Here is a 24,726-nt window from a genome sequence, read left to right as displayed (position 1 = left end):
TCACCAGTAAGAGGGAGGGCTTGTTACCTGATGGTGATCTGGCGGATCTGCCAGACAGCGCGCGAATAATAGCTTTCCGTCTTGAGGTCAGGCCTGTCACTGAAAGGGAAGATCAGAAAAAGAGGGCCTTTGTCTGCCACGGGCATATGCTTGCCGTTCTGCCGTGTTGCCAGAAGGCCTTGCGCCTGAACAACGTCGTCAAACGGCATCTGGACGAAGTAGCTGTTGAGGGCCATCACCTCGACCGTGCCATCTTTCACGCCTGCATGGGCCATGAGCCTTGCAAAGGGAACACCTTCAAACGTTACCGGACCATCATGCCAGGGCGTAACCGTTGTCATGGTCTCCAGCCCCAAGGCCTCAATCTCATCCATTGTCATGGCGATGGGGCCAGAGGGGAGTTTTCCGTCAATCGTCAGTATAGTGGGGGCGCCGGAAGCTGTTGATGCCGCTGGAAAAAATGAGATTATAAAAAGAACGCCGGCAAAAATGACAGTAAGGAGACGCATCGGAACTCTCCGCAATATGAATAAAATTAGAGTAGCCTTTTCCCATCCAAGACTGGGTAAAGGAAACCGGTAAAATTTTAGGCAATTATCCTTTTATGACCTAACGTCAAAGGGTGCGTTCCCAAAGGGGAAGCGCGTTCCCGGGGCTGCAGTGCTGATAATAGGTCAATTCGCTAAGGAAATGGTAAAATTTGGCGTACTTGGATAAAATATACTCGCAACACGAGAAATGCGCCGCGTCAGCCTGGGGGCTGACGCGGCTGTCACGATCTCAGCTCTTTCAGGTGGATTCAGACCGGCACAGCAGCCTGCCGGAGCTGCATGCGCGCGCTGCGTGAACTCCGGTTGCCGCCTTGATAGGTGTTGCGCTCTTCTGTCGGGGTGACGAGGAAGCGTTCCCGGTAGCATTTGGTGAAATGCGAGGTGGATGCAAAGCCGCAGGCAATGGCCACATCCAGCACGGCACGTGAGGTGCGCCGCAGAAGATCACGGGCCGTCTCGAGGCGCAGTTTCAGATAGTATTGCCCCGGCGTACAGTTGAAGTGGCGCCGGAACAGCCGCTCCAGCTGGCGGGGTGACAGGTTCACCGTCATCGCCAGTTGCTGGCAGGAGAGGGGATCCTCGATATGCATGTCCATGATGCGGATGGCTTCCAGGATCTTGGCATTGGAGATACCCGTGCGGGCCTCGATGTCATGGCGCTGCGCGCTCTCGCCCGAGCGCATGTTCTGATACAGGGCCACTTCCGCCACTTCATGTGCCAGTGCCGCGCCATGGCGGATGGCGATCAGCCGCAGCATCATGTCGAGCGATGCCATGCCGCCGGCGCAGGTGATGCAGTTGCGGTCGATGGCGAAGATGTCCGATGACACATCCACGCCTGGAAACTCCTCACGGAACGAGCGCAGGTTCTCCCAGTGCAGTGTGCAGCGCCGGCCTTCCAGAAGGCCATAGCGGGCCAGCAGGTAGGCGCCGGTGCAGATGGCGCCAAAGGTGCGTCCGCGTGAATTCAGTTTCCGCAGCCGTATGCCCAGTTCCTTGTCCAGCGGCAGCCGCTCCACATCGATGCCGCTGCAAAGCAGGGTGATATCGGTATCCTCAAGTTCGCGGATGCTGTGGTTCACGCTGATCTCACAGCCATTCGAGGCGGTCACCGGGGCGCCATCCAGGGAATAAGTGCGCCAGCGGTAAAACTCCCGCCCCAGCACCCGGTTGGCAAGGCGGAGCGGTTCAACGACGGAGGTGAAGGCAATCATCGAAAACCGGTCAAAGAGGACGAGGGCAATGGTCTGCCCTTCGGGATCTGACCTGTGCGGCTGCGGACCGGAATTGGACATGGAACGCGGCACCCTTGCTCTGGAAGATTATGTATTTTCCTGTATGGAGCGGCATGATTGGTTCAGCTGTCAATGAAAATTGCAGAAATCCGCTGCTGCAGAAACCATTCCTGCATCGAAGGGGGGCGATTAGATTTTTTTTTATGCGGAAGGCGTTTTCCTGGGCGGTTGTTGCTTCATATCAAGGCGAAGAAAGTGGTAGGTGATACGCCACAATAGCCCGTGTCTTGCCGGTGATGAGGCGACTCTCTCATGCCGTGCTGGCGGGCCGTTCCGATGGACTGGCCGCAGGCAGGAGTGTCGCGGCGTAACATGACTGGACCGCCATGAACGTTCTTGCCAAACCCGCCGACCTGGAAACTGTCGCAGGCCCGAGTGCCTTCGTGCAGGAAGTGACGGAGGTCAAGCATTACACCGACCGCCTCTTCAAGTTCCGCACCACGCGGCCTGCCGCATTCCGTTTCCGCTCCGGTGAATTCGTGATGATCGGCCTGCTGATCGACGGCAAGCCGCTGTACCGCGCCTATTCCATCGCCAGCCCGTCCTGGGATGAGGAACTGGAGTTTTTCTCCATCAAGGTGCCGGATGGCCCGCTGACCCAGCATCTGCAGAAAATCCAGCCGGGCGACGCGCTGCTTCTGAAGAAGAAGCCGACCGGAACGCTCGTCAATGATGCTCTGACGCCAGGCAAGCGCGTCTACATGTTCTCCACTGGCACCGGCATTGCCCCCTTTGCCAGCCTGATCCGTGATCCGGAAACCTATGAGAAGTTCGATCAGGTCATCCTGACCCACACCTGCCGTGAAGTTGCGGAACTGCGCTACGGCGAGGAATTGGTCGAGGCAACCAAGAACGATCCGCTGATCGGTGAACTCGCCAGCGAAAAGCTGGTGCATTACACCTCCGTCACCCGCGAGGACTTCCCGCGCCAGGGCCGCATCACCGATCTGATCGAGAGCGGCAAGCTCTTCACCGATCTCGGTGTTCCGCCGCTGGACCCGGCCATCGACCGCGGCATGATCTGCGGCTCCATGGAAATGCTCCGCGACACCAAGGCCCTGCTCGAAAAGGCCGGCCTCAACGAAGGCGCCAACAACAAGCCCGGCGAATTCGTCGTGGAACGGGCGTTTGTGGGCTGAGTCTCAAGCCCGTGCGGATGCTGAGCATTTCAAGCCAGCATCGAAGCCTTGGTATGATACTCCGGTCTGAAAGTTCGTCCGGCCCGGTCAGGGCCGGACGAAGAAGGCGGGTACGCGATAGTTTGGCAGTTTCTGCAAGCTGAGACCCGCAGACGCGCCTCCCGCTGCTCTCAGGAAGTCATCCACTGCATTGGTTGCTCCCGCGACAGCATTATAGTCATCAACGACGACCAGCCCGCCCGGCACGACACGCTCAAACAGATGTTCCAGCGCAAAGCGCGTCGGTTCGCCCACATCCATGTCGAGATGCAGCAGGGATATGCGAAGCTGCGGATTGCGGGCCAGGTAGTCCGGCAGGGTCTGGAACACGTTGCCCTCCACCAAATCCACATTGCCGATCCGCTTTGCCTCCAGAATGGCGGCCATTTCGGCCTTTGACAGCCCCTTGCCAGCCTCCGTCTCGAATTTCTCGATGAATTTGTGATCCGATGGATCAGACAGACCCTCCGCCGGAAAGTCTCCGAAGGCGTCGAAGCCGATGATGCGGCGTGAAGCCTCGGTTTCGAGCAAGGCGCGGAACTGGGCGAAGCGGATCAGGGACAGGCCCTTGAAGACGCCGAGTTCCAGCACATCTCCTGGAAGCCCTGTAATCCTCCGGTAGAGCTCGTAATGAGCCAGCATCTTGTTGAGGCGGCTTGGATCGGAGAACCAGTAGAAGCCGTTCTCGTAGTCCCAGACCTTGCCGGGCGACAGGCCCTGAACGCTGTCCGTGCCCTTTGTCATCTGCCTTCTCCCTTGGCATGTGCGGGTGACCGGTACGGCCGGGTGAAACTGACGCCAGAATCGTCAGATGCCCAAAGAGATTACGCCGGGCTCGCCGGTTTTCTCTATGTTTTTCCCTGTATGTCCGGGTGGAGCCCGCCTAAGCTATCTTATGCCGTAGTGGAAGAGGCTGAAGTGATTCCACCGCTTCGGCAGCGGGCGAGACCGGAAAGGTGCGGCAATGGCGGTTTGGGACAGGTTTTCTATCGTGCCCGCGGCCTTTGCCATGCGCGAGCAGCCGCAAGAGATTGACCCGCGCTCTGTGCCGGAAGGTATCAGCCATGCGGACGACTGGATCATCTTTCGCGGCGGCGGTGAGATTCGTGTTTATGACCGGATCTGCGACCATAATGGCGGGCGCCTGATCTTCAACAACGGCCGTGTCTCCTGCCCCATGCACGGCTGGGAACTGGATGCTGCGACCGGGCGCTACAAAAATGTGGAATGCACCAAGGCGCCTCTGGTGGTGGCTGTGGATGATCCTGTGCCGGCAGCACCGGTGCGTTTTGCCCTGAAGTCCATGTCGCGCTCGCTGGCAGGATATTCAAAGCCGCTGCCGGTTGAGATTGAGTTTCTCAACCATGCCTGCCTCATCATCCGTACAGAGGGCTTGAGCTTTGCGACGGATCCCTGGCTGCTGGGGCCTGCTTTCTGCAATGGCTGGTGGCTGGCATTACCATCGCCTGCCGATGCATTTGAGAAGATCAACGCCTGTGATTTTCTGTATATCTCTCACAATCACCCGGACCATCTTCACCGGGAAACTCTGGAACGCGTGCGCAAGGACATGCCTGTCCTGACACCGGCCTTCGGCAGCGGGTCGACCGTCCGCTATCTGGAGGATCTGGGTTTTGTCAGCATTCTGGCTGCCCCTTTTGATGCCGCCTTGCGCGACGATGCGGCGGAAATCTCCCTTTCGGTTCTGAAAAGCGGAGACTTCCGTGATGACAGCGGCTTACTGGTGGAAATTGGCGGTTTCAGTGCCCTGCTGGCGGTGGATGCCAACTTCATCGACTTTTACCGCTTCCCTGAGGGGCTGACCGTCTTTGCCTCATCCTTTGCCAGCGGGGCGAGCGGCTTTCCCCTCTGCTTCGACAATTATGATGAGCGCGAACGCCAGCAGATCATCATCCGCAATCGCAACACGGTCAGATATCTGGCGTCTCAGATCCTTGAGAAGACGGCTCCGGCTGCCTTTCTCCCTTACGCGGGGTTCTTCTCGGAAGCCGCGCCGCGGGACAGCTACATCAAGGAGCATAACCGGAAAAACGCGGTGTCTGACTATAGCAACATCTGTAAGGCTCTGGGCGTCCGGCTGCTGGATGTGACCGTGGATACGCGTTTTCTGTTCGAGGGACGGGATTTCAGGACAAGCCTGCCCCGAAGTGGGACCGTTCTGGATCAGGCACCAATGGAGGCCTATCTTGCCGCACCACCTCCGGGCGGGGCTGCGCTCGATCCGGCTGAAGTTGCCACTTATTTCCTCGGCTCAGGCTATGCCAAGCCCCTGAATCTTCTTGTCCGCCTGACGGATGATGCGTTTGAGGAAGGGGAAGAGGCCTTTTTTTGCCGTTTCGACGAAAAAGGCCCGGGAAGCGTTACGCCGCTCAACCGCGCTGACTATGAAGCATATCTTCTCAGCCTGGACCGGTTTCTGTCGCTGCGTATCCGCCGTAACGAGTTCATCCGGGTCATCCGGCTTGGGCTGCCCTGGGAAGATCTGTCGATCGGTTTCCAGTGCCGGGTGAAGCGCCAGCCAAATATCTACCACTCAGACTTCTGGTATCATTTTTCGAATGTCTATGTGAACGACAGGGTCAAGCGCGCTTCGCTCGCGTGCGACGCCTGTATCAACATTCAACATGAATTCGTGGTATGAGACCTATGCAAAAGGACACGAGACGCAGCGAGTGGAACGCCGCCTATGACCGTGGCGGCAACTTTCTTTTCTATCCCAATGAGGAAGTGATCCGCTTCTTCGCCCGTCATGTGGCCAAGCGTACCGGTCTGGACACGGTGCAGTACAGGGAGGGCTTTGGCCCCGCTTCCCGCATTCTGGACTTCGGCTGCGGCCTCGGCCGTCATGTCCGCCTTGCGCTGGACCTCGGGCTGGATGGCCGGGGCATTGATCTGTCTGACAAGGCCATTGCGGCTGGCCGTAGCTGGCTTTCGGCTGTCGGCTGCGGGGATGCAGAAGGGCGTCTGATCTGCGGCGACGGGCGCAGTTTGCCCTTCGAGGATGGCTTTTTTGATGCGGCTGTCTCCCATGCTGTTCTTGATTCCATGCCCTTCGAGCATGCCAGAGTGGCGATAGGGGAAATTGCAAGGGTATTGAAGCCCGGCGCCCTGTTCTATCTTGATCTGATCAGCCCGGAAGACAGTGAGTTGCAGGATCAGGGATTTACCGGAGAGTTGACCGTCTCCAAAGACCATGAGCTTGGCACGGTCCAGAGCTATTTCGATCCAGACAAAATTTCGCGGCTGCTTGAGGGGCAGTTCCAATTGAAGGAGCTGGTGCTGGTCCGCCGGACGGTGTTGACCGTCTCGGCGCACGCTTCCCGGTATCACGCGGTGGCGCAACGCATTACGTCTTGAAAAAGCAGAAGCTGGTCAGGAGCATCAGCTATCACGCGCTGTAGAAGTGCTTCTGCAGCGGGGCATCCCAGAAGCCGGGACCATTCAGGATCTCGACAAAACGGGCCGCCGAGTTGCCCTGCCCGAAGCTGCGGTCGGAGGCGAAGCGCTGGCCCCATCTGTTGGTCAGGAAATCCGCGATGGCCTCGCGGTCGAAGGCTGAGGCTTCCGTGATGGTTGGCGCCACGGATCTGTTGAGCTGCCGGGTGCCGAGATTGAGGCTGGGAATGCCTAGGAACGGGGCTTCACGCACACCGGCACTGGAGTTGCCGATGATGGCAGCCGCATTCTTCATCAGCTCAGAGAAGTAGGCAAAACGCATGTTGGGCAGGTGCCGGAAGCGCCCGGGATCCAGCCGCTCGATCTCGGCAAAGATATCCTCTGAGCCGGGATCGTTGTTCGGGGAGATGACAATAAAGTTCCGTCCGCTTGCCGACAAAGCAGAGAACAGGCTTTGCGCCTGTGCAGCGATCGTGTCCCGCTCCGATGTTACCGGATGAAACACTGCAATCCCGTAATCCTTGAAGGGAATTGCGTAATGCTTGCAGACTTCATCGAGCGTGACGCCGGATGGTCCGCCATGGAAGTCCAGCTCCGGAGAACCGATGTTGAAGACCGTACCTGGCTCTTCCCCCAATGTCAGGACCCGTGCTCTTGCGGCTTCAGAGCTGACAAAGTGGTAGGTACAGAGCTTGGTGTTGCAATGGCGGTAGACCTCATCGATCGTGCCTGACACCTCACCGCCTTCAATATGGGCACAGCGGATGTAATTGGTCGCGCAGACCAGCGCACCGGCAAGGGCTTCGATCCGGTCGCCATGCACGATGGTCAGATCCGGCCTGTTCTCATGAACCCAGTCCGAAAGACCGAGGATCGTCTTGGACAGGATGATGTCCTGCGGGTCGCCCAGCCGCTGGTTGATGAACTCATGCTTCACCACACCCGGCAGCCGCTGCACCTCGTTGCGGGTGAGGCCGTATTTTTCCAGCATATGCATGCCGGTGACGAAAAAAGTCACCTCGTGGCCGGCATCTCTTGCTGCGATGGCAAGCGGTTCCAGCTTGCCGAAATCGGCCCGGGTACCGGTCAGAAACAGGAGCCGCCGGGCGGTCATTGGCGGGTCTCCGGAGCAGGAGCCAGATCGCTCCAGCGCAGTTGCTGATTGCGCCTGACCGCAAGCGTCAGCTTCCGCCCGATGATTTCGTCAAACCGCGAGACGGGGATCTCGCCGTTGCCCGGCCGCCGCGCCCAGATATCGGCTTCGGTGATCACATGGCCTTCCGGCAGATCCCGGTCCGCCACAACGGATCCGCGGGCGAAGCGGTAGACATCTTCCTCCGGCGCCGTGCGCTTCTTTTCGTTGTGAAGCGCCATGTGGATCTCCCGCGAGCGCTCGATCAGAAACCGCAGTTCAGAAGGGTCCATGGAACAGGAAATATCCGGCCCCTTGCGGTAGCGTGTGTCGGTGAAATGCCGCTCCAGAATACAGGCGCCGAGTGCCACGGAGGCCAGCGCCATCTCCGGGCCGATGCTGTGATCGGAGAAGCCGACAACCGCATTGGGAAATGCCGCCTTCAGATCCGTCACCCCCCTGAGGGAAACGATCTCCGGTGGGGAGGGATAGAGGTTCGTGCATTCCAGCAGGGCATAGCCAATGCCGGCCTTGTCAAGGATCTCGACCGAAGGGCGGATGCTCTCCAGTGTCTGCATACCTGTGCTCATGATCACCGGCTTGCCGAAACCGGCAATGTGCCGGATCAGCGGCAGGTGATCGCATTCACCGCTGCCGATCTTGAAGCCGGGCACATCGATGGAGTTGAGGAAATCGGCGGCCGCGCGGGAAAAGGGCGTGGAGATGTAGATGAGGCCGAGGCTTTCGGTATAGGCCTTCAGCTCTTTCTCCGCCTCCAGCGGCAGGGCGCAGCGCCGCATCACCTCGAAGATCGAGACATCGGCATTGGGCGGGAAGATCTCCCTGGCCTCATCCGTCATCTCGTCCTCGACGATATGCGTCTGGTGCTTGATCATCTCGCAGCCGCTCTGGGCTGCAGCGCGCACCATGGCCTTTGCAACATCAAGGTTGCCGCCATGATTGATGCCGATTTCTGCAATCACCAGCGGGGGATGCGCGGGACCAATGTCTCTGTGAGCGATTTTCACGTCAGTTCCCCCTTCGCCATCAGATCTGCGCAGCGCTGAAAGTCTTCAGCCGTATCAATGTCCTGAGCCTCGTTCGCGCTAACCGGCAGCACGCGGATCGATGCAGCAGAAAAGTTGCCATCTGCGATGAACTGCGCCGCATCAAAAACATAGAGAACGCCGTTGGGCCTGATCAGGGCTGGCAAGTCCTGCCGGTTCGCAAAACAGAAATCTGGAGAAACCAGCGGCACGAACCGGTCTCCCTCCGCAAAACCCCACTTCAGCACGGCGGAATCTGCCGGAGATACGCTCATGACCATGCTGGCGTCGCCTTGCCGGAACAGACCGATGCCCTTGCGCACGGTCTCGGCCTTGCGCAGCGGCGACGTGGGCTGCAACAGAACGGCAAGGCCTGAAGTGACGCCTGCGCTGGGCAAGAGGTCGCGCAGCACCTCCGCCATCGTCGTGCTGTCCGTTGCCAGTTCCAGCGGGCGCCGGATGCATTCCACCTGCGGGGGCAGGTCATGAGTGAAGATCTCACCGATATCGGTGCTGATGATCACACGGCCGATTCCAGCGGCGAGCGCAGCATCGACACTATGCCGGTACAGCGGCTTGCCCGCCAGCGGCCGGATGTTCTTGCCCGGCAATCCCTTTGACCCGGCCCTTGCAGGAATGATGGCGGTGACTTGCGTGGGCGCTGCCATGATGCCTCACAGCTGCAGGCGCTTCATGCGCTCTTCGGGAGAGAACGACGATTTCCAGCTTTCCAGCCGCTCGACAAGCCCCGGAATCAGCTCAACGACAGGCTGGCCGGGCTTGAGTTTCGTGTAGGTTGTCCTGGGGAACCAGGGTGTCTGCTCCTGCCCGAGCATGTAATGACTGATGTCGTCGCCGAAGGTCCAGCAGGGCATGCCGTAGCAGCCGGCAATGTCTGAAACGCTTGTGTTTGCCGTTATGACAAGATCACAGCACGAGGCAAGTGCAGCCGCATCCTCAATGTTGTTCATCTGGTCAATGTCGGCAAAGTGAATCAGGTTTGCGCCGCGCCCTTCCTGAAGGTAAGTAACCTCCCGGTCGATGCAGGAATATTGCAGATTGACGAAGACGATACCTTTCGTCTCGACAACCGGTGCAAAATCCATCACCGAAAGGTAATTTTTCGCACGGGCAGGAGCCAGCTTGCTGGAGCGCCATGAGACACCGACAACCGGTTTCTTGTCGGCGTCAGGAATCCGGCGGTAAAGTTCACGGGCGCGCCGGGTGTTGATCTTGAACACGGGATGCCGTGTTTTCTTGAAAGACTCCAGATCATTGCGGATATAGCGCGGAAGATCTGCCGAGGAGATCTGGAAGTCATAATCATCGGTGGTGGCCATCAGGGTGATGGATTCAAACGTCGGTGTGCGTGTCAGGGCATCCGGGAAACTATGCTCGAAAGGTGCGACCAGTTTCTTCGGCACCTCGATGATCACCTTGTCTGCCATCTCCATGATGTCGGCAATCAGCGTGCCGGAGCGGAGGCAGTCGCCAACCCCCTGATCATTCCAGATCATGATCGTCTTGCCAGTCAGATCAGACCCATCCCATTGGGGCTTCCGGAATTTGCGGTTGAGGCAGGACGTGATTTCCGCCTTGAAGCGGGCACCATAGTGCTTCCAGCCCTCTGCAATGTTGCCCGCTCCCAGATAGGCTAGGGCGAGATTCCACTCCGCAACCGGAAGGTCGCCATTCGCCAGTTCGATACCCTTCCGCAGGACCTTTATCGCGTCCGTGGACCGGCTCATGCTTTGCAGAATGACACCTAGGGTGACATGCCTTGCAACATCCTGCGGGTTCGCTGCCATGGCAGCTTCTGCAAAGGGCAGGGCATCCGATGCTTCGCCAATCCGGAACAGCAGGCGTGCCATTTCATGCTGGAGATCATCATTCCCGGGGAAGAGTTGAAGAGCAAGCCTCAGTTCCTCGCCTGACTTGTCATACTGCTCTGCTTCAAGTCTTGAGCGGGCCCGCTGGACCCATATGTCGGAATTGCTGGGATCGATCTGGATGGCCTTGTCGAAGAACTCAACGGCCTGATGGAACTTCTTCTGATCCCGCAACAGAACGCCATAGTTGCGGTAGGCATCTCCGTAGCCTGGATGATCCGCGACAATCTGCTTGAAGATTTCCTCTGCCTCAGTCTCCCGGCCCAGTTTGGTCATGGCCACGGCACGCAGGCTTTGCGCTTCGGCAAGCCTGGGATCCAGTGCCACGGCCCGTTCGGCTGCGGCCAGCACATCGGCATGGTTATCTTCATCAAGGTCAGAGAGCGCGCGTGCCAGATTGGCATGATAGGGGGCGCGGTCCGGTGCGAGGGAAATTGCCTTGCGGATGAACTCCACTGCCCGTTTGGGGAAGCCCAGCTGCCGGTAGCAGACCCCCAGAAGGTGGTTGGCATCCGGAGAGGAAGGGTTCTTCTTAAGGACGGTTTTGTAAAGCCGCTGCGCTTTCTCGACTTCACCGGCCTGCTGCAGGGCCACGGCCTTGCGCATTATGTCGAGTGTCGTGGTGGCAGCATTTGCCGGCTTGAAGCTCATTCGCCCATCCGCTGACTTCGGAGAATCACTGCGCAAAGTCTAGCAAGAAAAGCTCGGAAATGGGTGAGCTGTCCGTATTTGCCTGTTCTGCCGCTGATTTGCCCTAGGAGAGAGTGCAGTGGCCAATGCTTGACGCAAACAGGCAGGCCCAAGGGGGAGGGGGCTGCCTGTCGATTTTCAGGAGAAGTCTTCAGGCCGCCTTGCTGGCCGCAGCTGCAATCTTCTGCAGGTTCTCGAAGAAGTGGCGCACATCATCCCCGAGCTGCGCCGAGCAGCTCTTGAGCCCATCGGCCGCCACCTGGAAATCTGCGGCGGCGGTGCCTGTCTGGGCAATGGCACCGGCCACACGGTCAACGTTGCCGGCCAGAGACTGGGAGCCGGAGGCTGCGCTCTGGATGTTCGACGAAATCTCGCGCGTTGCCGCACCCTGCTGCTCCACCGCTGCGGCGATGGTGGCCGTCATGTTGTCGACTTCCCTCACCGTCTCGGAAATCGCATTGATCGACTTCACGGCGTTCTGGGTGGCCAACTGGATGGCGGAGATCTGGGACGAAATCTCTTCCGTCGCCTTGGAAGTCTGGTTCGCCAGTTCCTTCACTTCGGCTGCCACGACGGCAAATCCGCGTCCGGCTTCGCCAGCACGGGCGGCCTCGATCGTGGCATTGAGGGCGAGGAGATTGGTCTGCTCTGCAATGGCCTGAATGAGGCTGATGACGTCCCCGATTTTCTGGGCCGAATCGGACAGGCGCCCGACTTCGGCAGATGTCCGGTTCGTCTCGCCATTCGCCCGGCGCGCCACATCAGAGGCGCCGGTGACCTGTCGTGAAATCTCGGCGATGGAGCTGGACAGCTCCTCCGTCGCTGCGGCGATCGTTTGGATATTGTTGGTCGTCTGAACGGAGGAACGTGCAGCTTCAGAGGCCTCTGCGTTCGCAGAAACGGACATGTCAGACAGGGACATGGCCTGACGGGTCATCTTCTCGGCGCTGTTGCTCACCTCCGTCATGGTGGCGTCCACCTTGACCTTGAAAGTGTCGATGGCGTGGTTGATCTGCCGCTCCTGTTCCTGTTGCAGCTCCATCAGAACATCCTGATAGGTCGAAATGGCAAGATCCAGGTCGAACAGCACTGCCTTGTTGAGCGCCTGCACGGCGGTCAGTGCCCTGTGCTGAGAGAAACGGTGCTTCTTCAGGACGATGTTGACCAGCTCATTCAGGATATACTGATAGCCTGCGATATACCACTTCGGCTCCAGTCCGATGCGGACATGGGCACGGCCAATGCGGTCTATGCTCTCGAAATAATCCTTGTCAAACCGGCCGGAGAACAGCTTGGCCCAGTGACCGCCTTGGGCCTTCTTGAGCATGTCCTCGCGATTTCCGACAAGAGCCGCCATCTTCGGCTGTGACTTGAGATGGGAATAGAAGCCGTCAAGCACGGCCGGCAGTGCCTTCTGGACGAAAGGCCAGAGTTTCGTAAGGGTCGACTTCGTCTCAGCGTCAATCCTTGCAAAGCTCAGACGGCCCCTCATTTCCTCGTCACTGTACAACATGATGCATCCTCGGTTGAGATGCTGTCACGGTAGAGCGAGTCTCTTGAAGGAACCGTTAACTCAAATGGAAAGGGCAAGTTTGACTTATGATGAAATCTGGCTTGGATTAAATAAACTAGTTGAAAAGCTATGTAAGTAAAAGTGACGATAAGTCACAAGGAAAGCCCGTCACCTTTTGAGAGAGTAAATTTCAACCATTCAGGTATTCTGGTGTGAAAAAAACTGTCCCAACTCCTTGGTTGCGGATCTGGGTAAAGAAGGAGAAAATGGTGGGCGATGCAGGGATTGAACCTGCGACCTTTCCGGTGTGAACGGAACGCTCTCCCGCTGAGCTAATCGCCCGCCGCTGTGCAGCGTGGGACGGCTTCTATGACATTCTACGGGGCAGCGCAAGAGGGGATGGACCAAGAATTTCGGCGTTATGAACAGCCCGGTTACAGGGGGCTGGCGGCTGCTCCCAGCGTTTCCAGCGCAGGCAACAGATCCCGGAAAGAGGAGATGACCCGGTCGGGGCAAAGATCTGCAACCGGCACGCTGGCATAGCCGAAATCGACGGCAATGACAGGGATCTGCGTGGCCCGGGCTGCAGCAATATCGGTCGCCGTATCGCCGATCATGATTGCCTTGCAGGGCTCTCCGCCTGCCCGCCGTATGGCGCCGAGCACCGGCAGGGCGTCCGGTTTGGGCCGCGGATATGTGTTGCCGCCAACGATGGAGCCGAAGAGGCGGGTCAGCGACAGCTCGTCGAGGAGCTTGCGAGCCAGATACTCCGGCTTGTTGGTGCAGATTGCCAGCCTCCAGCCTCTGCCGGCGAGCTTCTCCAATGTTTCGGGGACACCTTCGTAGGGCCGGCTGAACGCGGCGATATTGGCCTCATAGTAGTCCAGAAAAACAGCCCGCATGGCGTCCAGCGGCGCTTCAGCTGGGTCGGCGCCGTGAAACATGAGACCGAGGCGGATCAGGGCAGCGGCGCCATTGCCGGCCTGTGGCCGGGCCAGTTCCAGCGGAACAGGTCCGTATCCTGCGTCCGCGAGCGCTGCATTGAGGGCAGCTGCCAGATCTTCCGCCGTATCGGCCAGTGTTCCATCCAGGTCAAATACGAGCGTGGCCAAGCAGGGCCTCCCTGTCACATGCCGCAGCTGATTCTCTGCCCATTCTGCAACTTGCAGCGGGCAGGTGGTGCTGTCAAAGCTTGTAAGCTGTCCTGAAACCGCCCCAGTGGATACCGCACACCGTGATGGGGGCGTCGACTTCCTGCAACCATACGACGTTACCATTTCCCATATCACGGGCGTAAGACTGTACAAGTACGGGTCTCGTGTTCCGTGCGGCGCTCAGGCCCGCCCTGTCGTCAAAAATGCGCTTGTTCCGGCAGTTTGCCGCATTCCAGACCGGATCATCCGGCCGCTGCGGATGTGAATAGGCTTTGTTATGCACCGGCAGATAGCCATTACGGTCAATCGCCACGCAAAATATCATCGCTGCATCTTGCGCCAGGATGGCGTCCTGGATCTGCGGCAGGATCTGTTCCAGCTGTGCCAGCGCACGGTTGCTGTACTGAACGGGATTGGTGCCTTGTATGATTTTGTAATCGGTATCGAACAAGGCGTCCCGCGTGAGGCGGCCGGTCTCGATGAGCTTGTGCATTGCCTCGCTGATTCTGGCAGCTCCCTCCTGGGCCCGGCGGACGGAAGTGGCATTCTTTGTCTGAATGCCATGGATGAGCTTGTCGAGGGCCGCGCCCGTCATGTCGTCCATACGGGAGAACTGGCAATGCAGGCCATTGTCACTTCTGTTGACGATCCGCAGATCAATCTGGCCAACGCCGTCAAGCAAAAGGCGTGCACTGGCGGGGGCTGTAATCTGCGCATCGCTGCCCGGCTTAAGCAGGACGCCGGCATGGGAAATGTCGCGCGCTTCGACGGCGGCGGTGTGCCCTGCCACGGCAAGTGTTCCGTTGATCCGGCAAGGCAGACGGTCTTCGACCCGGCGGTCGCCGGCCGGGCTCTGGCGCAGCATCATCGTGAAGCGTGGCCCGAGCGCCGAAACCGAAGCGGCCATTTTACCCACGGCGCCGTAGACGCTGGCTCCGCTTTCTTCGGCGCGAGAGACAGAATTGTTGATGGTGCTGATGCGCTTGCCCACTTCGTCGATGAAGGCAGCGGTCTGGTTGGCCCTCTGGCTGATATCAGAGGTGGTTGCCACCTGTTCGCGGATCGCATTCTCAACTTCTGCGAAACTTGGGCGCAGTTCGGCGACGGCATCAATGATGCGGCTGACCGACGTGGTGCTCAGATCCGCCGAAGCCTGAAGCCGTTCGATCTTGCTGACGATTTCTTCCGTGGCCTTTTGTGTTTCCACCGAAAGCGCCTTCACTTCGCTGGCAACAACCGCAAACCCCCGTCCGGCGTCCCCGGCGCGGGCCGCTTCAATGGTGGCATTCAGCGCCAGAAGGTTGGTCTGCTTGGCGATGCCTGAAATCAGCCGGACAACATTGGCAATATCCAGGATCGCCGCCGTCAGTTCCAGAACCCCGGAATTGGCCTCGGTCGCAGCGCCGGTGGCGTCCTGTGCCAGCTGGCCTGAACGTTCGACCAGCGCTCCAATCTGCCCGCTGGAGCCAGCCAGTTCCTCGATAGAGGCCGCAAGCTCGGACATCGTGCCTGTGGCCTGCTCCGCCTCCGACTGCAGGTTGAGGGCGTCCATCCGAATCTCTTTCAGCGTATCTTGCTGCGAAGAAAGAAGATTTCGAAGATCATCCGTCTCTGCGGACACCTGTGCAGTCGCTCTGCGCAGGTCCGTTTCTATCATGTCGATCGCGTTCCCGATCCGGCGCGCCGCGTCTTCCCGCTCTTCTTGCGTATCTTTCAGTGCGTCGACTTGCGTCTTCTGCGCAAATGCATCCGAAGCCTCAGGCTTGGGAGGCTTTGAAAAGAGCGAGGAACTGAAGTTCGGGCGCATTTTATTTTCCTAGACATGCCGGATATCGAACGTTCTCAACGTCAGCTGAACGGCAGGTTAATTTTCAATGCTGCCTTGCAACTATTCTCAGCGGGGCAGGCCGCGCACGTGAGACTTCGCCTTTGCCCTGAACTTGCCGGCATGCTAATCAGCCCCAACACATGCGGCTTCGGCATGGGGTGCTGCAAGGCATGCCTCCTCCTGCCGCCGCCCATGGGTCTTTCAACGATTGCCGGAAGGGACAGGATGAGCGACGATTTCAAGCGCCAGGCCGCCGAGCGGGCTATGGAAGAAATCCGTGACGGCATGAAGGTCGGCATTGGCACCGGTTCGACCGCTGAGCATTTCGTCCGTGCTCTTGGCCGGGCTGTCCGTGCCGGGCTCAAGGTAACTGGCGTGCCGACATCGGAGCGCACCGCTGCCCTGGCCCGCGAGGAGGGTATCCCGCTCTCCACGCTTGAAGACATGCCCGTGCTCGACGTGACCGTTGACGGCGCAGATGAGATCGATCCGGACATGGCGCTCATCAAGGGCGGTGGCGGTGCTTTGCTGCGTGAGAAAATCGTGGCGGCTGCCTCCGGCAAGATGGTCGTGATCGCCGACAGCGGCAAGCTGGTGCAGCGTCTTGGCAAGTTCCCGCTTCCGGTCGAAGTCGTGCCCTTTGGCCTTGGCGCCACCCGCATTGCTGTGCGCGCCGTTCTTGATAGTCATGGACTGACTGGCGAAGTCTCGCTGCGCGGCGGTGAGGACCATCCTTTTGTCACAGATGGCGGTCACTACATCCTGGATGCCTCGCTTGGAGCCATTCCGGATGCTGCAAAATTGGCCGCTGAGCTGAACCTGATACCCGGTGTCGTCGAGACGGGCCTGTTCATCGGGCTGGCGGCCAAGGCCTATGTGGCCGGACCGCAGGGTGTGGACGTCATAATGAAAGATTGAAGCGCTGGCCGCGGCATCTGCCGCAGCCGGGCACAGACAATGCACGCTGGAGTTTGCAAATGAATCTGAAAGCCCTCTTTTCCGCAGGGGTTGTGGTTGCCGGTCTTGCCTTTGCGCCGTCTGCCATGGCGCAGGATCTGACCGAAAGCCATCTTGCAGCCGCACGCCGCGCAGTGATTGCTACAGACGCTCTCTCTGCGTTTGACTCCATCATTCCGGAACTGGCTGAACGGACCACAGGCATTTTCATTCAGGCCGACCCGTCCCTGACCGGTGTGCTTGATGAAGTGGTAACCGAAGTCGCGCTCAAGATGACCGAAGAGCGTCCCGAACTGAACAGGATGGTCTTTGAAGTCTGGGCCCGCCGCCTGAGCGAAGAAGAGCTGACCGAGATTGCAAACTTCTACGAGAGCCCCACGGGTAAGAAGCTGACCCAGCTGTCGCCGGAAATCAGTGCGCTGTCGATTGGCGCCGCGCGCCAGTGGCAGGACAAGCTGTCTCAGGAAATGGTCATGCAGGTGCGCGGCGAGCTGGAGAAGCGTGGCCTGATCAAGCCGTAAGCGGCTCCGGCTTACCAGCGGCCCCGGAGACGGGGCCGTTTGTTTTTGGATGTGACCTGAAGGATCTCACAGGATGAGCGAGTTCAACTACGATCTGTTCGTCATTGGCGGCGGCTCCGGCGGTGTGCGGGCTGCACGGATCGCTGCCACCCACGGTGCGCGCGTCGCGATCGCCGAGGAATACAGGTTCGGCGGAACGTGCGTCATCCGGGGCTGCGTGCCGAAGAAGCTGTTCGTTTACGCCTCCAAGTTCTCCGAAGAGTTCGAGGACGCCGCCGGCTTTGGCTGGACGGTCGGCGAGCGCAGTTTCTCCTGGCAGACCCTGATCGAAGCCAAGGACAAGGAAATCACGCGGCTGGAAGGCATCTACCGGCGCAACCTTGACCGGACCGGCGTCGAGCTGTTTGACAGCCGCGCCGTCATCGAGGGCCCCAACAGCGTCCGCCTGCTGTCAACCGGCCAGACAGTGACGGCCCGTTACATCCTGATCGCAACGGGCGGCACGCCGAATGTCGATCCCTCGCTGCCCGGCTGCGAGCATGTGATCACCTCCAACGAGGCCTTCCATCTGGCCGAAATGCCGAGGCAGGTGATTGTCGCCGGAGGCGGCTACATCGCCGTGGAATTCGCCGGCATCTTCAACGGCCTCGGCGCCGAGACGACGCTCATCTACCGCGGCGAGGAAATCCTGCGCGGCTTTGACAATGATCTGCGCAAGGCCGTGCATGAAGAGATGGAGAAGAAGGGCATCAAGATCATCTGCGGCGACACGTTCTCCGCAATCGAAAAGGATGCAGATGGCAAGCTGACGGGCCACACCAAGGGCGGCAAGGCGCTGCCCGCCGATCAGATCCTCTTTGCCATCGGCCGCCGCCCGAACATTGCGGGCCTCGGCCTCGAGAAGGCTGGTGTTGAAGTGGGTGAGGACGGTGCCATCCGGGTGGATGAAACGTCCCGCACCTCCGTTCCTTCCATCTATGCCGTGGGCGACGTCACCAACCGGGCCAATCTCACCCCGGTGGCCATCCGCGAAGGCCATGCCTTTGCCGACACCATCTTTGGCGGCAAGCCCTGGACGGTCGATCACAGCCTCATCGCAACGGCCGTCTTCTCCCAGCCGGAGCTGGGAACGGTTGGCCTCACTCAGGAAGAGGCGCTCAAGCGGACGCCGAACCTCGACATCTACAAGACCAGCTTCCGTCCCATGAAGCACACCCTTTCGGGCCGGGACGAGAAGATGGTGATGAAGCTGATCGTCGATGCGGACACGGACAAGGTCCTGGGCGTCCATGTTCTGGGACCCGACGCTGGCGAACTGGCGCAGGTGCTTGGAATTACGCTGCAGATGGGCGCAACCAAGGCCGACTTTGACCGGACGGTCGCCGTTCATCCCACCGCCGCCGAGGAGCTTGTGACCATGCGCGAGCCCGCGGAACGCCTGCGCGGTTGAAATCCGCAGACAGGTCGTGAAACAGGTCAGGGCCACCCGCTCCGGATGCGCATGTTGCATCGGGAACGGGTGGCCCCTTCCTTGAGTCTTCGAGGCGTGATGCGTCAGCATCGAAAGCCTTGGTATCAGTGTCCGCAGCCTTTCGGAACCTGCTTGATCACGGTGCCGCCGTCACTGATGGCGAGCGGGGACCTTGCCGGAACGGCTGCCGGTATTGTGCCTGTGACAGCTTCCTTCTCCGGCATTGGGCCCTCTCCACGCGGCAGGCTTGCGGCAAAGACAAGTGTGCCGTCCCGTGCGGACTTGGCAGCGTAAAGCGCAGCATCTGCAGCAGCAAGCAGGGCTTCATCCGTGCTGCCGTCAATGGGGGCGATGGCAATGCCGAGGCTGACGCCGAGTTCTGCATGGATGCCATTGGGCATCGGAATCTCTTCGTCCAGCGCGGCCATGATCCGGCGTCCAAGATCGGCCAGCCGGTCGATATCCGCAAACTCGATCACCACGATCACGAACTCGTCACCGCCCATGCGTCCGGCAACGCCCGCGCTGCCAACTTCCGCTTCAATCCTGCGGGCCACGGTCGCGAGAACTTCATCACCCGCTGCATGGCCATAGGTGTCGTTGATCTGCTTGAACCGGTCCAGATCGCAGCCGATCAGTGCGAAGGGTTTGTCAGGCAGGCCCGAAATGGCATTTACAAGAATGGAGCTGATCTGCCGGCGGTTGGCGAGCCCGGTGAGCTGATCGTGGTCGGCCAGATAGGCAAACTCCTGTTCCCGCTGTTCCAGTGAACGGGTGAGTGTTCCCACCTTGCGCGATACGGCGAAGGCAGAACCGGCCAGCATGGCCCAAAGCAGCAGGATGGTCGGCAGGATCATGCGCCAGACATGCTCGCCCGGCGTTTCGCTGGTCCATTGGAAATGGCCAATGATCTCGCCATCCGGTGATGTGATGGGCCAGCTAGTGCTGCCCGCCGGCGGCGTTTCCCCCGGCATAAACTTCATGTCGCGGAAGGCCAGTCGCGAATTGATGTCGGCGGTGAAGCGCTCGTCGATCAGGCGGGCCGACATGAGGATGACCGGCGGTCCGGGAGGGGGCGTCACGGCTCCGTCATCCGGCACAATCGGCATGGCGCTGATAAATGTCGGGGTCTTGTCGAGCAGCACATAGGCGAATGTGGCCATGTCATCGATGGCGGGCGGCCCGCTGCGGCCCGGTCCGGCCTCCGATGTGCTGCGCAGGCCCTCGTATTTGCGCACGGACATCCGTGAAACCGCCAGCAGCACCGAAGAGGCGGGCAGGCTCTTGCGGCCGATGCGGGAAACTTCCCTGTGGGATTCAGCAAGCAAGGCGCCTTGCGGATCAACGAGGAAAGTCCGCTCATGCCCAAAATCGTACCAGAGGGAGTCAAGCAGTTCATAGCGGACAAAGGCCGGGTTGAACTTGACCGGGATATTGGCCACCGCCCGGTCCCAGCGGGCAAGGGTCATCTGGTCCCTCGCCATCAGCCGCTGGCGGTCATGAAGGGCGCTTTCGATCAGCCGCATTTCGTTCTGCACGGCCTGCTTGTCTGCAGCACGTGAGGCGATGTGACCAACATAAAGCAGGGATGCTGTTGCCAGTACCATCAGCAGCGAAGCGAGGAAATAGACCTGATGCGTCAGGCTCCAGCGTCCTGCCGGGTTCTTGCCAATGCCTGCCAAAGGTGACACGCTGCCAATCCTTTCTGGATCTGGTGGACCGCGCTATGGGGAAGGGCCTGCATAAGCTTCGCCAGACCACAACATACCTGTCAAAATCTGATAGGGTATAATTGGAAACAGGTCCTTAAGTTCATCAACGATATTTGGTTGCTGTGCATTTCCCATTCGTGCCTGCGTTTTTCTTCTTGTTAATCATCCGTATTTTTACGATGGAGCGGCATGGGTGGCCGTCTTGCCGTACCGGCAGGCTGGGCGGGGCGGCCCGGCCTGCATTGCGGCACCTGAGCCACGGTCATCCGGATTGCTGGCGGGATACTGTCCTGGACTGTAGTCTTGAGCCGTCAAGCCGTGTATAAGGCCGCACGTTTCTTGTCCTTCGGGGGGAGACGTTTGCAGCACGTGATGTGAGGAAGTTCCGGCGCCCGTTCTTGTGAGCGCAACGGGCCATTGGCAGATGCAGGATCTGCCGCCCGTTTGCCCAAGGCAGGGCAAAGCAGCCGGACCGTATTGGAGACTGTGTGATGGCGGAGAAGTGGACACCGGACAGCTGGAGATCCAAGCCGATCTTGCAGGTGCCGGATTATCCCGACAAAGAGGCCCTGGCGGACGTGGAAAAGCGTCTGTCGACCTATCCGCCGCTGGTTTTTGCAGGTGAGGCGCGTCTTCTGAAGCGCCAGCTTGCGGATGTTGCGGCAGGGCGGGCATTCCTTCTGCAGGGTGGTGACTGTGCGGAGAGCTTCGCAGAGCATCATCCGGATCACATCCGTGACTTTTTCCGCGTCTTCCTGCAGATGGCCGTCGTCCTCACCTATGCGGCGTCCCAGCCGGTGGTGAAGGTGGGCCGCATTGCCGGCCAGTTCGCCAAGCCGCGCTCCTCGGACATCGAAAAGCAAGGTGACGTGGAGCTGCCGAGCTACCGCGGTGACATCATCAACGACATCGCCTTCACTCCGGAAAGCCGCATCCCGGATCCGAACCGCCTGTCCATGGCCTACCGCCAGTCGGCCGCGACGCTGAACCTGCTGCGCGCCTTCGCGCAGGGCGGCTTTGCCAACCTTGATCAGGTGCACCGCTGGATGTTGGGCTTCGTCAAGGACAGCCCGCAGTCGCACCGCTATCAGGAGCTGGCGGACCGCATTTCAGAATCGCTCGCCTTCATGCGTGCCTGCGGCGTGTCTCCGGACAGCGTGCCGCAGCTGCGTTCGACCGATTTCTTCACCAGTCATGAAGCGCTTCTGCTCGGCTACGAGCAGGCCTTCACCCGCGTCGATTCCACCTCGGGCGACTGGTACGCCACCTCCGGCCACATGCTGTGGATCGGCGACCGCACCCGCCAGCCGGATCATGCCCATGTGGAGTTCTTCCGCGGCATCAAGAACCCGATCGGCCTGAAGTGCGGTCCGTCTCTTTCGCCGGATGGGCTGCTGAAGCTGATCGACATACTGAACCCGGAGAACGAAGCCGGCCGCCTGACGCTGATCTGCCGTTTCGGCGCGGACAAGGTGTTCGACCATCTGCCGCAGCTGATCCGCGCCGTGGAGCGGGAAGGTCGCACGGTTGTGTGGTCCTGCGATCCGATGCATGGCAACACCATCACCGCCGCCGGCTACAAGACCCGTCCGTTCGAGCGCATCCTGAAGGAAGTGGAAGCCTTCTTCGCAGTGCACCGCGCCGAGGGCACCCATGCAGGCGGTATCCATATCGAGATGACGGGCCGCAACGTCACCGAATGCACCGGCGGCGCCCATGCGCTGACCGCCGAGCAGCTGGGTGACCGCTATCATACCCATTGCGACCCGCGCCTCAATGCCGATCAGGCGATCGAGCTTGCCTTCCTTGTGGCTGAAAACCTCAAGAAGGAACGCGAGGCCCGCACGGACAAGATCGCGGCCAGCGCCTGAGCGCAGCTGCTTTGACACGCATCAGGAGGGGCAGGCCGCAGGTCTGCCCCTTTTGCATTTGCGCTCAAGCTGAGGACGGAATTGTGATGCCGAAGACTGTTCCCCCTCGTTGAAATTGCCATGGGCAGGCGCGCCTCTAACCTTGATTTAACGTAACGGCATGTAGAGCTGCCCTCCAGAATGGAGGAGACCATGCGGATGCAGGTGGAATTGTCGGGGGTGTCGATCCTTGTGGTCGATGACAATGCGCATATGCGCGCAATCCTTCGTTCGATTCTCGCAGGCTTCGGTGCGAGACGCATTTTCGAAGCAGCCGATGGCGCCGACGGTCTGGAAATCGTCATCGACCGTGCGCCCGATCTCGTTCTGCTCGACTGGATGATGGCGCCTGTCTCCGGCGAGGAGTTCCTCAAGCTTCTGCGGGGGGAGAAAGATTATATTCTGGCGACGACACCCGTCATCGCCGTTTCAGGCCATGCGCGCCGCAGCGTCATTCTGGATGCCATGCGCCAGGGTGTTCACGGCTTCATCGCCAAGCCGGTGGCGCCTGCCGTGCTCTATCAGCGGATCGAGGATGCCCTGCTGCGGCAGGAGCGTGATGGCCGCTCCAAAGGTATGCGCCGGCCGGGCTGGCGTAAGGCCGGGCCGGCAGGGCCCGCCGGTGCGGTTCTGGCCACTTCCGTGCATCCGCCGGGAAACCTTGCCCTGCTCTGATCATCCATCATGTATCATGATCGCCCGATTGCAAGGCCCGCAAGTGCGCGCTAAATCAGGTGTCATGAGCACCAGCACCCACCCCGAGGCCCTTTCGGGCCACCTCCGTCTTGCCATTGCCCAGCTGAACCCCTCCGTCGGCGGTATTGCCGGCAATGCGGATCTGGCCCGCCAGGCCCGTGCCGGTGCGGCAAGGGCAGGGGCGCATCTGGTGCTGCTGTCCGAAATGTTCCTCTCCGGCTATCCGGCGGAGGATCTGGTGCTGAAGCCCGCCTTCGTGCGCGCCTGCCGCACGGCGCTGGAAGCGCTTGCCGCAGAGACCGCGGACGGCGGCCCCGGCATGGTCATCGGACTGCCCTGGGCCGAAGGCGGCAAGCTTTACAATGCGGTGGCGCTGCTCGATGGCGGCAAGGTGCAGGCGCTGCGCTTCAAGTACGACCTTCCGAACTATGGCGTCTTCGACGAGAAGCGCGTCTTCGATCAGGGGCCGCTGCCGGGACCGGTGGATTTCCGCGGGCTGAGGCTGGGACTGCCGATCTGCGAGGACACCTGGACCGATGAAGTGGTCGAGTGCCTGACGGAAACCGGCGCGCAGATGCTGCTGGTGCCGAACGGCTCGCCTTACTGGGCGAGCAAGGCGGACGAGCGGCTGCAGATCATGGTGGCCCGTGTGGTGGAAAGCGGCCTGCCACTTGTCTACTGCAACCAGACCGGCGGGCAGGACGAGCTTGTCTTCGACGGTGCCTCCTTTGCACTCAACGCGGACCGCTCGCTTGCCTTCCAGATGCCCCAGTTCACCACGGCGCTGGCCATCAGCGACTGGCGCGAAGGGGCCGATGGCATCTGGCGGGCGGAGCCGGGTGAATTTGCGAAGCTGCCGGATGCGGATGAAGCCAACTGGCTCGCTTGCGTCATGGGCCTGCGCGACTATGTGGAGAAGAACCGCTTCCCCGGCGTTGTGCTCGGCCTTTCGGGCGGCATCGATTCTGCCATCTGTGCCGCCATGGCGGTGGATGCGCTGGGGCCGGAGCGGGTGCACGGGGTGATGATGCCCTACCGTTTTACCTCATCAGACAGCCTCAGGGACGCTGAAGCCAGCGCAAAGGCACTTGGCATCCGCTACGACATCGTGCCCATTGAGGCGCCGATGACAGGCTTTACCGAAGTTCTTGCGCCGCTCTTTGCGGGCCGCGCGGCCGATATCACGGAAGAAAACCTGCAGTCACGCAGCCGCGGCGTCATTCTCATGGCCATCTCCAACAAGTTTGGCGCCATGGTGCTGACCACGGGCAACAAGTCGGAAATGTCTGTCGGTTACGCCACGCTCTATGGCGACATGAACGGCGGCTATAACCCGATCAAAGACCTCTACAAGACCGAGGTCTACCGGCTTGCCGCCTGGCGCAATGCCCATCTGCCACAGGGGGTGAAGGGCGTGGCTGGGGAAATGATCCCTGCCCATGTCATCACCAAGGCTCCCACGGCGGAACTGCGCGAGAACCAGACCGATCAGGACAGTCTGCCGCCCTACGAGGTGCTGGATGCCATCCTGCAGGGACTGGTCGAAAATGAACTGTCCATCGGCGAGATTGAGGCGCTGGGCTATGAGCGCGCGACCATCGAGCGGGTGGAACACCTTCTCTACATCGCCGAATACAAGCGCCGTCAGGCCCCTCCGGGCGTCAAGATCAGCCGCCGCAACTTTGGCCGCGACCGGCGCTATCCCATCACCAACCGCTTCCGCGACCGCTGACCCGCCACGCGCAAGCCTCTGATTCATCTGGAAG

General features: G+C 60.1%; 20 protein-coding genes and 1 tRNA gene. 9 read left to right on the top strand and 12 right to left on the bottom strand.

Annotated features, from left to right (window positions below):
- Nucleotides 1-23: 23 nt before the first annotated feature.
- Nucleotides 24-509 carry a putative pterin-binding protein gene (locus tag ASC48_RS10065; RefSeq protein WP_141658917.1) on the bottom strand — a complete coding sequence of 162 codons (486 nt, stop codon included), beginning with the start codon at nucleotides 507-509 and terminating at the stop codon, nucleotides 24-26.
- Between the two features lie 290 nt (nucleotides 510-799).
- On the bottom strand, nucleotides 800-1,846 hold the full coding sequence (locus ASC48_RS10060) for a GlxA family transcriptional regulator (RefSeq protein WP_055455625.1): 1,047 nt from the start codon (nucleotides 1,844-1,846) through the stop codon (nucleotides 800-802).
- Between the two features lie 326 nt (nucleotides 1,847-2,172).
- On the opposite strand from ASC48_RS10060, the gene ASC48_RS10055 reads away from it, so the two are divergent.
- Nucleotides 2,173-2,985, top strand: a complete 813-nt coding sequence (locus tag ASC48_RS10055) for a ferredoxin--NADP reductase (RefSeq protein WP_055455624.1) — start codon at nucleotides 2,173-2,175, stop codon at nucleotides 2,983-2,985.
- Between the two features lie 87 nt (nucleotides 2,986-3,072).
- Here ASC48_RS10055 and ASC48_RS10050 read toward each other — a convergent pair whose 3' ends face one another.
- Entirely contained in the window at nucleotides 3,073-3,768 is a 696-nt protein-coding gene (locus tag ASC48_RS10050; RefSeq protein ID WP_055455623.1) for a TylF/MycF/NovP-related O-methyltransferase, read from the bottom strand.
- Between the two features lie 220 nt (nucleotides 3,769-3,988).
- On the opposite strand from ASC48_RS10050, the gene ASC48_RS10045 reads away from it, so the two are divergent.
- Complete coding sequence (locus ASC48_RS10045; RefSeq protein ID WP_055455622.1) at nucleotides 3,989-5,686, top strand: Rieske 2Fe-2S domain-containing protein; 1,698 nt, start codon at nucleotides 3,989-3,991, stop codon at nucleotides 5,684-5,686.
- Nucleotides 5,683-6,402: a class I SAM-dependent methyltransferase gene (locus ASC48_RS10040; protein WP_082440070.1), complete on the top strand. Its 720-nt coding sequence runs from the start codon at nucleotides 5,683-5,685 to the stop codon at nucleotides 6,400-6,402. Before ASC48_RS10045 ends, ASC48_RS10040 begins: the two co-directional genes overlap by 4 nt.
- Nucleotides 6,403-6,433: 31 nt before the next feature.
- On the opposite strand, the gene neuC is transcribed toward ASC48_RS10040, so the two are convergent.
- The 8 genes from neuC to ASC48_RS10000 form a co-directional block, all read right to left on the bottom strand.
- Entirely contained in the window at nucleotides 6,434-7,555 is a 1,122-nt protein-coding gene (gene neuC, locus ASC48_RS10035; RefSeq protein WP_055455620.1) for a UDP-N-acetylglucosamine 2-epimerase, read from the bottom strand.
- The gene (locus tag ASC48_RS10030) at nucleotides 7,552-8,601 is read right to left on the bottom strand and encodes an N-acetylneuraminate synthase family protein (RefSeq protein ID WP_055455619.1); all 1,050 of its coding nucleotides are present in this window, start codon (nucleotides 8,599-8,601) and stop codon (nucleotides 7,552-7,554) included. Before ASC48_RS10030 ends, neuC begins: the two co-directional genes overlap by 4 nt.
- A complete protein-coding gene (locus ASC48_RS10025; protein WP_055455618.1) occupies nucleotides 8,598-9,287 on the bottom strand; it encodes an acylneuraminate cytidylyltransferase family protein in 690 nt (229 codons plus the stop codon). The genes ASC48_RS10030 and ASC48_RS10025 overlap by 4 nt, the downstream gene beginning before the upstream one ends.
- Nucleotides 9,288-9,293: 6 nt before the next feature.
- Nucleotides 9,294-11,159: a tetratricopeptide repeat protein gene (locus ASC48_RS10020; protein WP_055455617.1), complete on the bottom strand. Its 1,866-nt coding sequence runs from the start codon at nucleotides 11,157-11,159 to the stop codon at nucleotides 9,294-9,296.
- A gap of 190 nt (nucleotides 11,160-11,349) precedes the next feature.
- A complete protein-coding gene (locus ASC48_RS10015) occupies nucleotides 11,350-12,711 on the bottom strand; it encodes a globin-coupled sensor protein (protein WP_072242580.1) in 1,362 nt (453 codons plus the stop codon).
- 267 nt (nucleotides 12,712-12,978) lie between these two features.
- A tRNA-Val gene (locus ASC48_RS10010) sits at nucleotides 12,979-13,053 on the bottom strand.
- Between the two features lie 92 nt (nucleotides 13,054-13,145).
- Nucleotides 13,146-13,823, bottom strand: coding sequence for an HAD hydrolase-like protein (locus ASC48_RS10005; RefSeq protein WP_055455615.1), 678 nt, complete (start codon nucleotides 13,821-13,823; stop codon nucleotides 13,146-13,148).
- 73 nt (nucleotides 13,824-13,896) lie between these two features.
- Nucleotides 13,897-15,672, bottom strand: coding sequence for a methyl-accepting chemotaxis protein (locus tag ASC48_RS10000; RefSeq protein ID WP_055455614.1), 1,776 nt, complete (start codon nucleotides 15,670-15,672; stop codon nucleotides 13,897-13,899).
- A gap of 246 nt (nucleotides 15,673-15,918) precedes the next feature.
- Between ASC48_RS10000 and rpiA the strand changes: the two genes are divergently transcribed.
- The 3 genes from rpiA to gor all read left to right on the top strand — a co-directional run bounded on the left by rpiA (nucleotide 15,919) and on the right by gor (nucleotide 18,621).
- Nucleotides 15,919-16,611 (top strand): ribose-5-phosphate isomerase RpiA, encoded by a 693-nt coding sequence (gene rpiA, locus ASC48_RS09995; protein WP_050471206.1) that lies wholly within the window; start codon nucleotides 15,919-15,921, stop codon nucleotides 16,609-16,611.
- 59 nt (nucleotides 16,612-16,670) lie between these two features.
- The gene (locus ASC48_RS09990; protein WP_055455700.1) at nucleotides 16,671-17,171 is read left to right on the top strand and encodes a DUF2059 domain-containing protein; all 501 of its coding nucleotides are present in this window, start codon (nucleotides 16,671-16,673) and stop codon (nucleotides 17,169-17,171) included.
- 73 nt (nucleotides 17,172-17,244) lie between these two features.
- Nucleotides 17,245-18,621 (top strand): glutathione-disulfide reductase, encoded by a 1,377-nt coding sequence (gene gor / locus ASC48_RS09985; RefSeq protein ID WP_055455613.1) that lies wholly within the window; start codon nucleotides 17,245-17,247, stop codon nucleotides 18,619-18,621.
- A 125-nt stretch (nucleotides 18,622-18,746) separates the two neighbouring features.
- Here gor and ASC48_RS09980 read toward each other — a convergent pair whose 3' ends face one another.
- Entirely contained in the window at nucleotides 18,747-20,333 is a 1,587-nt protein-coding gene (locus tag ASC48_RS09980) for a diguanylate cyclase domain-containing protein (protein ID WP_208975643.1), read from the bottom strand.
- A gap of 512 nt (nucleotides 20,334-20,845) precedes the next feature.
- Between ASC48_RS09980 and ASC48_RS09975 the strand changes: the two genes are divergently transcribed.
- The 3 genes from ASC48_RS09975 to ASC48_RS09965 all read left to right on the top strand — a co-directional run bounded on the left by ASC48_RS09975 (nucleotide 20,846) and on the right by ASC48_RS09965 (nucleotide 24,692).
- Nucleotides 20,846-22,225 carry a class II 3-deoxy-7-phosphoheptulonate synthase gene (locus ASC48_RS09975; RefSeq protein WP_055455612.1) on the top strand — a complete coding sequence of 460 codons (1,380 nt, stop codon included), beginning with the start codon at nucleotides 20,846-20,848 and terminating at the stop codon, nucleotides 22,223-22,225.
- Between the two features lie 180 nt (nucleotides 22,226-22,405).
- On the top strand, nucleotides 22,406-22,939 hold the full coding sequence (locus tag ASC48_RS09970; RefSeq protein ID WP_055455611.1) for a response regulator: 534 nt from the start codon (nucleotides 22,406-22,408) through the stop codon (nucleotides 22,937-22,939).
- 64 nt (nucleotides 22,940-23,003) lie between these two features.
- Complete coding sequence (locus ASC48_RS09965; protein WP_055455610.1) at nucleotides 23,004-24,692, top strand: NAD+ synthase; 1,689 nt, start codon at nucleotides 23,004-23,006, stop codon at nucleotides 24,690-24,692.
- Nucleotides 24,693-24,726: the final 34 nt, after the last annotated feature.

The organism is Pannonibacter indicus (genome assembly GCF_001418225.1).
Classification (GTDB): domain Bacteria; phylum Pseudomonadota; class Alphaproteobacteria; order Rhizobiales; family Stappiaceae; genus Pannonibacter; species Pannonibacter indicus.
This window is presented reverse-complemented; position numbering and strand designations above follow the sequence as displayed.

Excerpts from the sequence above, each read along its gene's own strand:
- ASC48_RS10065 (WP_141658917.1), bottom strand. The coding sequence starts at position 509 with ATGCGTCTCCTTACTGTCATTTTTGCCGGCGTTCTTTTTATAATCTCA.
- ASC48_RS10060 (WP_055455625.1), bottom strand. The coding sequence starts at position 1,846 with ATGTCCAATTCCGGTCCGCAGCCGCACAGGTCAGATCCCGAAGGGCAG.
- ASC48_RS10055 (WP_055455624.1), top strand. The coding sequence starts at position 2,173 with ATGAACGTTCTTGCCAAACCCGCCGACCTGGAAACTGTCGCAGGCCCG.
- ASC48_RS10050 (WP_055455623.1), bottom strand. The coding sequence starts at position 3,768 with ATGACAAAGGGCACGGACAGCGTTCAGGGCCTGTCGCCCGGCAAGGTC.
- ASC48_RS10045 (WP_055455622.1), top strand. The coding sequence starts at position 3,989 with ATGGCGGTTTGGGACAGGTTTTCTATCGTGCCCGCGGCCTTTGCCATG.
- ASC48_RS10040 (WP_082440070.1), top strand. The coding sequence starts at position 5,683 with ATGAGACCTATGCAAAAGGACACGAGACGCAGCGAGTGGAACGCCGCC.
- neuC (WP_055455620.1), bottom strand. The coding sequence starts at position 7,555 with ATGACCGCCCGGCGGCTCCTGTTTCTGACCGGTACCCGGGCCGATTTC.
- ASC48_RS10025 (WP_055455618.1), bottom strand. The coding sequence starts at position 9,287 with ATGGCAGCGCCCACGCAAGTCACCGCCATCATTCCTGCAAGGGCCGGG.
- ASC48_RS10020 (WP_055455617.1), bottom strand. The coding sequence starts at position 11,159 with ATGAGCTTCAAGCCGGCAAATGCTGCCACCACGACACTCGACATAATG.
- ASC48_RS10015 (WP_072242580.1), bottom strand. The coding sequence starts at position 12,711 with ATGTTGTACAGTGACGAGGAAATGAGGGGCCGTCTGAGCTTTGCAAGG.
- ASC48_RS10000 (WP_055455614.1), bottom strand. The coding sequence starts at position 15,672 with ATGCGCCCGAACTTCAGTTCCTCGCTCTTTTCAAAGCCTCCCAAGCCT.
- rpiA (WP_050471206.1), top strand. The coding sequence starts at position 15,919 with ATGAGCGACGATTTCAAGCGCCAGGCCGCCGAGCGGGCTATGGAAGAA.
- ASC48_RS09990 (WP_055455700.1), top strand. The coding sequence starts at position 16,671 with ATGAATCTGAAAGCCCTCTTTTCCGCAGGGGTTGTGGTTGCCGGTCTT.
- gor (WP_055455613.1), top strand. The coding sequence starts at position 17,245 with ATGAGCGAGTTCAACTACGATCTGTTCGTCATTGGCGGCGGCTCCGGC.
- ASC48_RS09975 (WP_055455612.1), top strand. The coding sequence starts at position 20,846 with ATGGCGGAGAAGTGGACACCGGACAGCTGGAGATCCAAGCCGATCTTG.
- ASC48_RS09970 (WP_055455611.1), top strand. The coding sequence starts at position 22,406 with ATGGAGGAGACCATGCGGATGCAGGTGGAATTGTCGGGGGTGTCGATC.
- ASC48_RS09965 (WP_055455610.1), top strand. The coding sequence starts at position 23,004 with ATGAGCACCAGCACCCACCCCGAGGCCCTTTCGGGCCACCTCCGTCTT.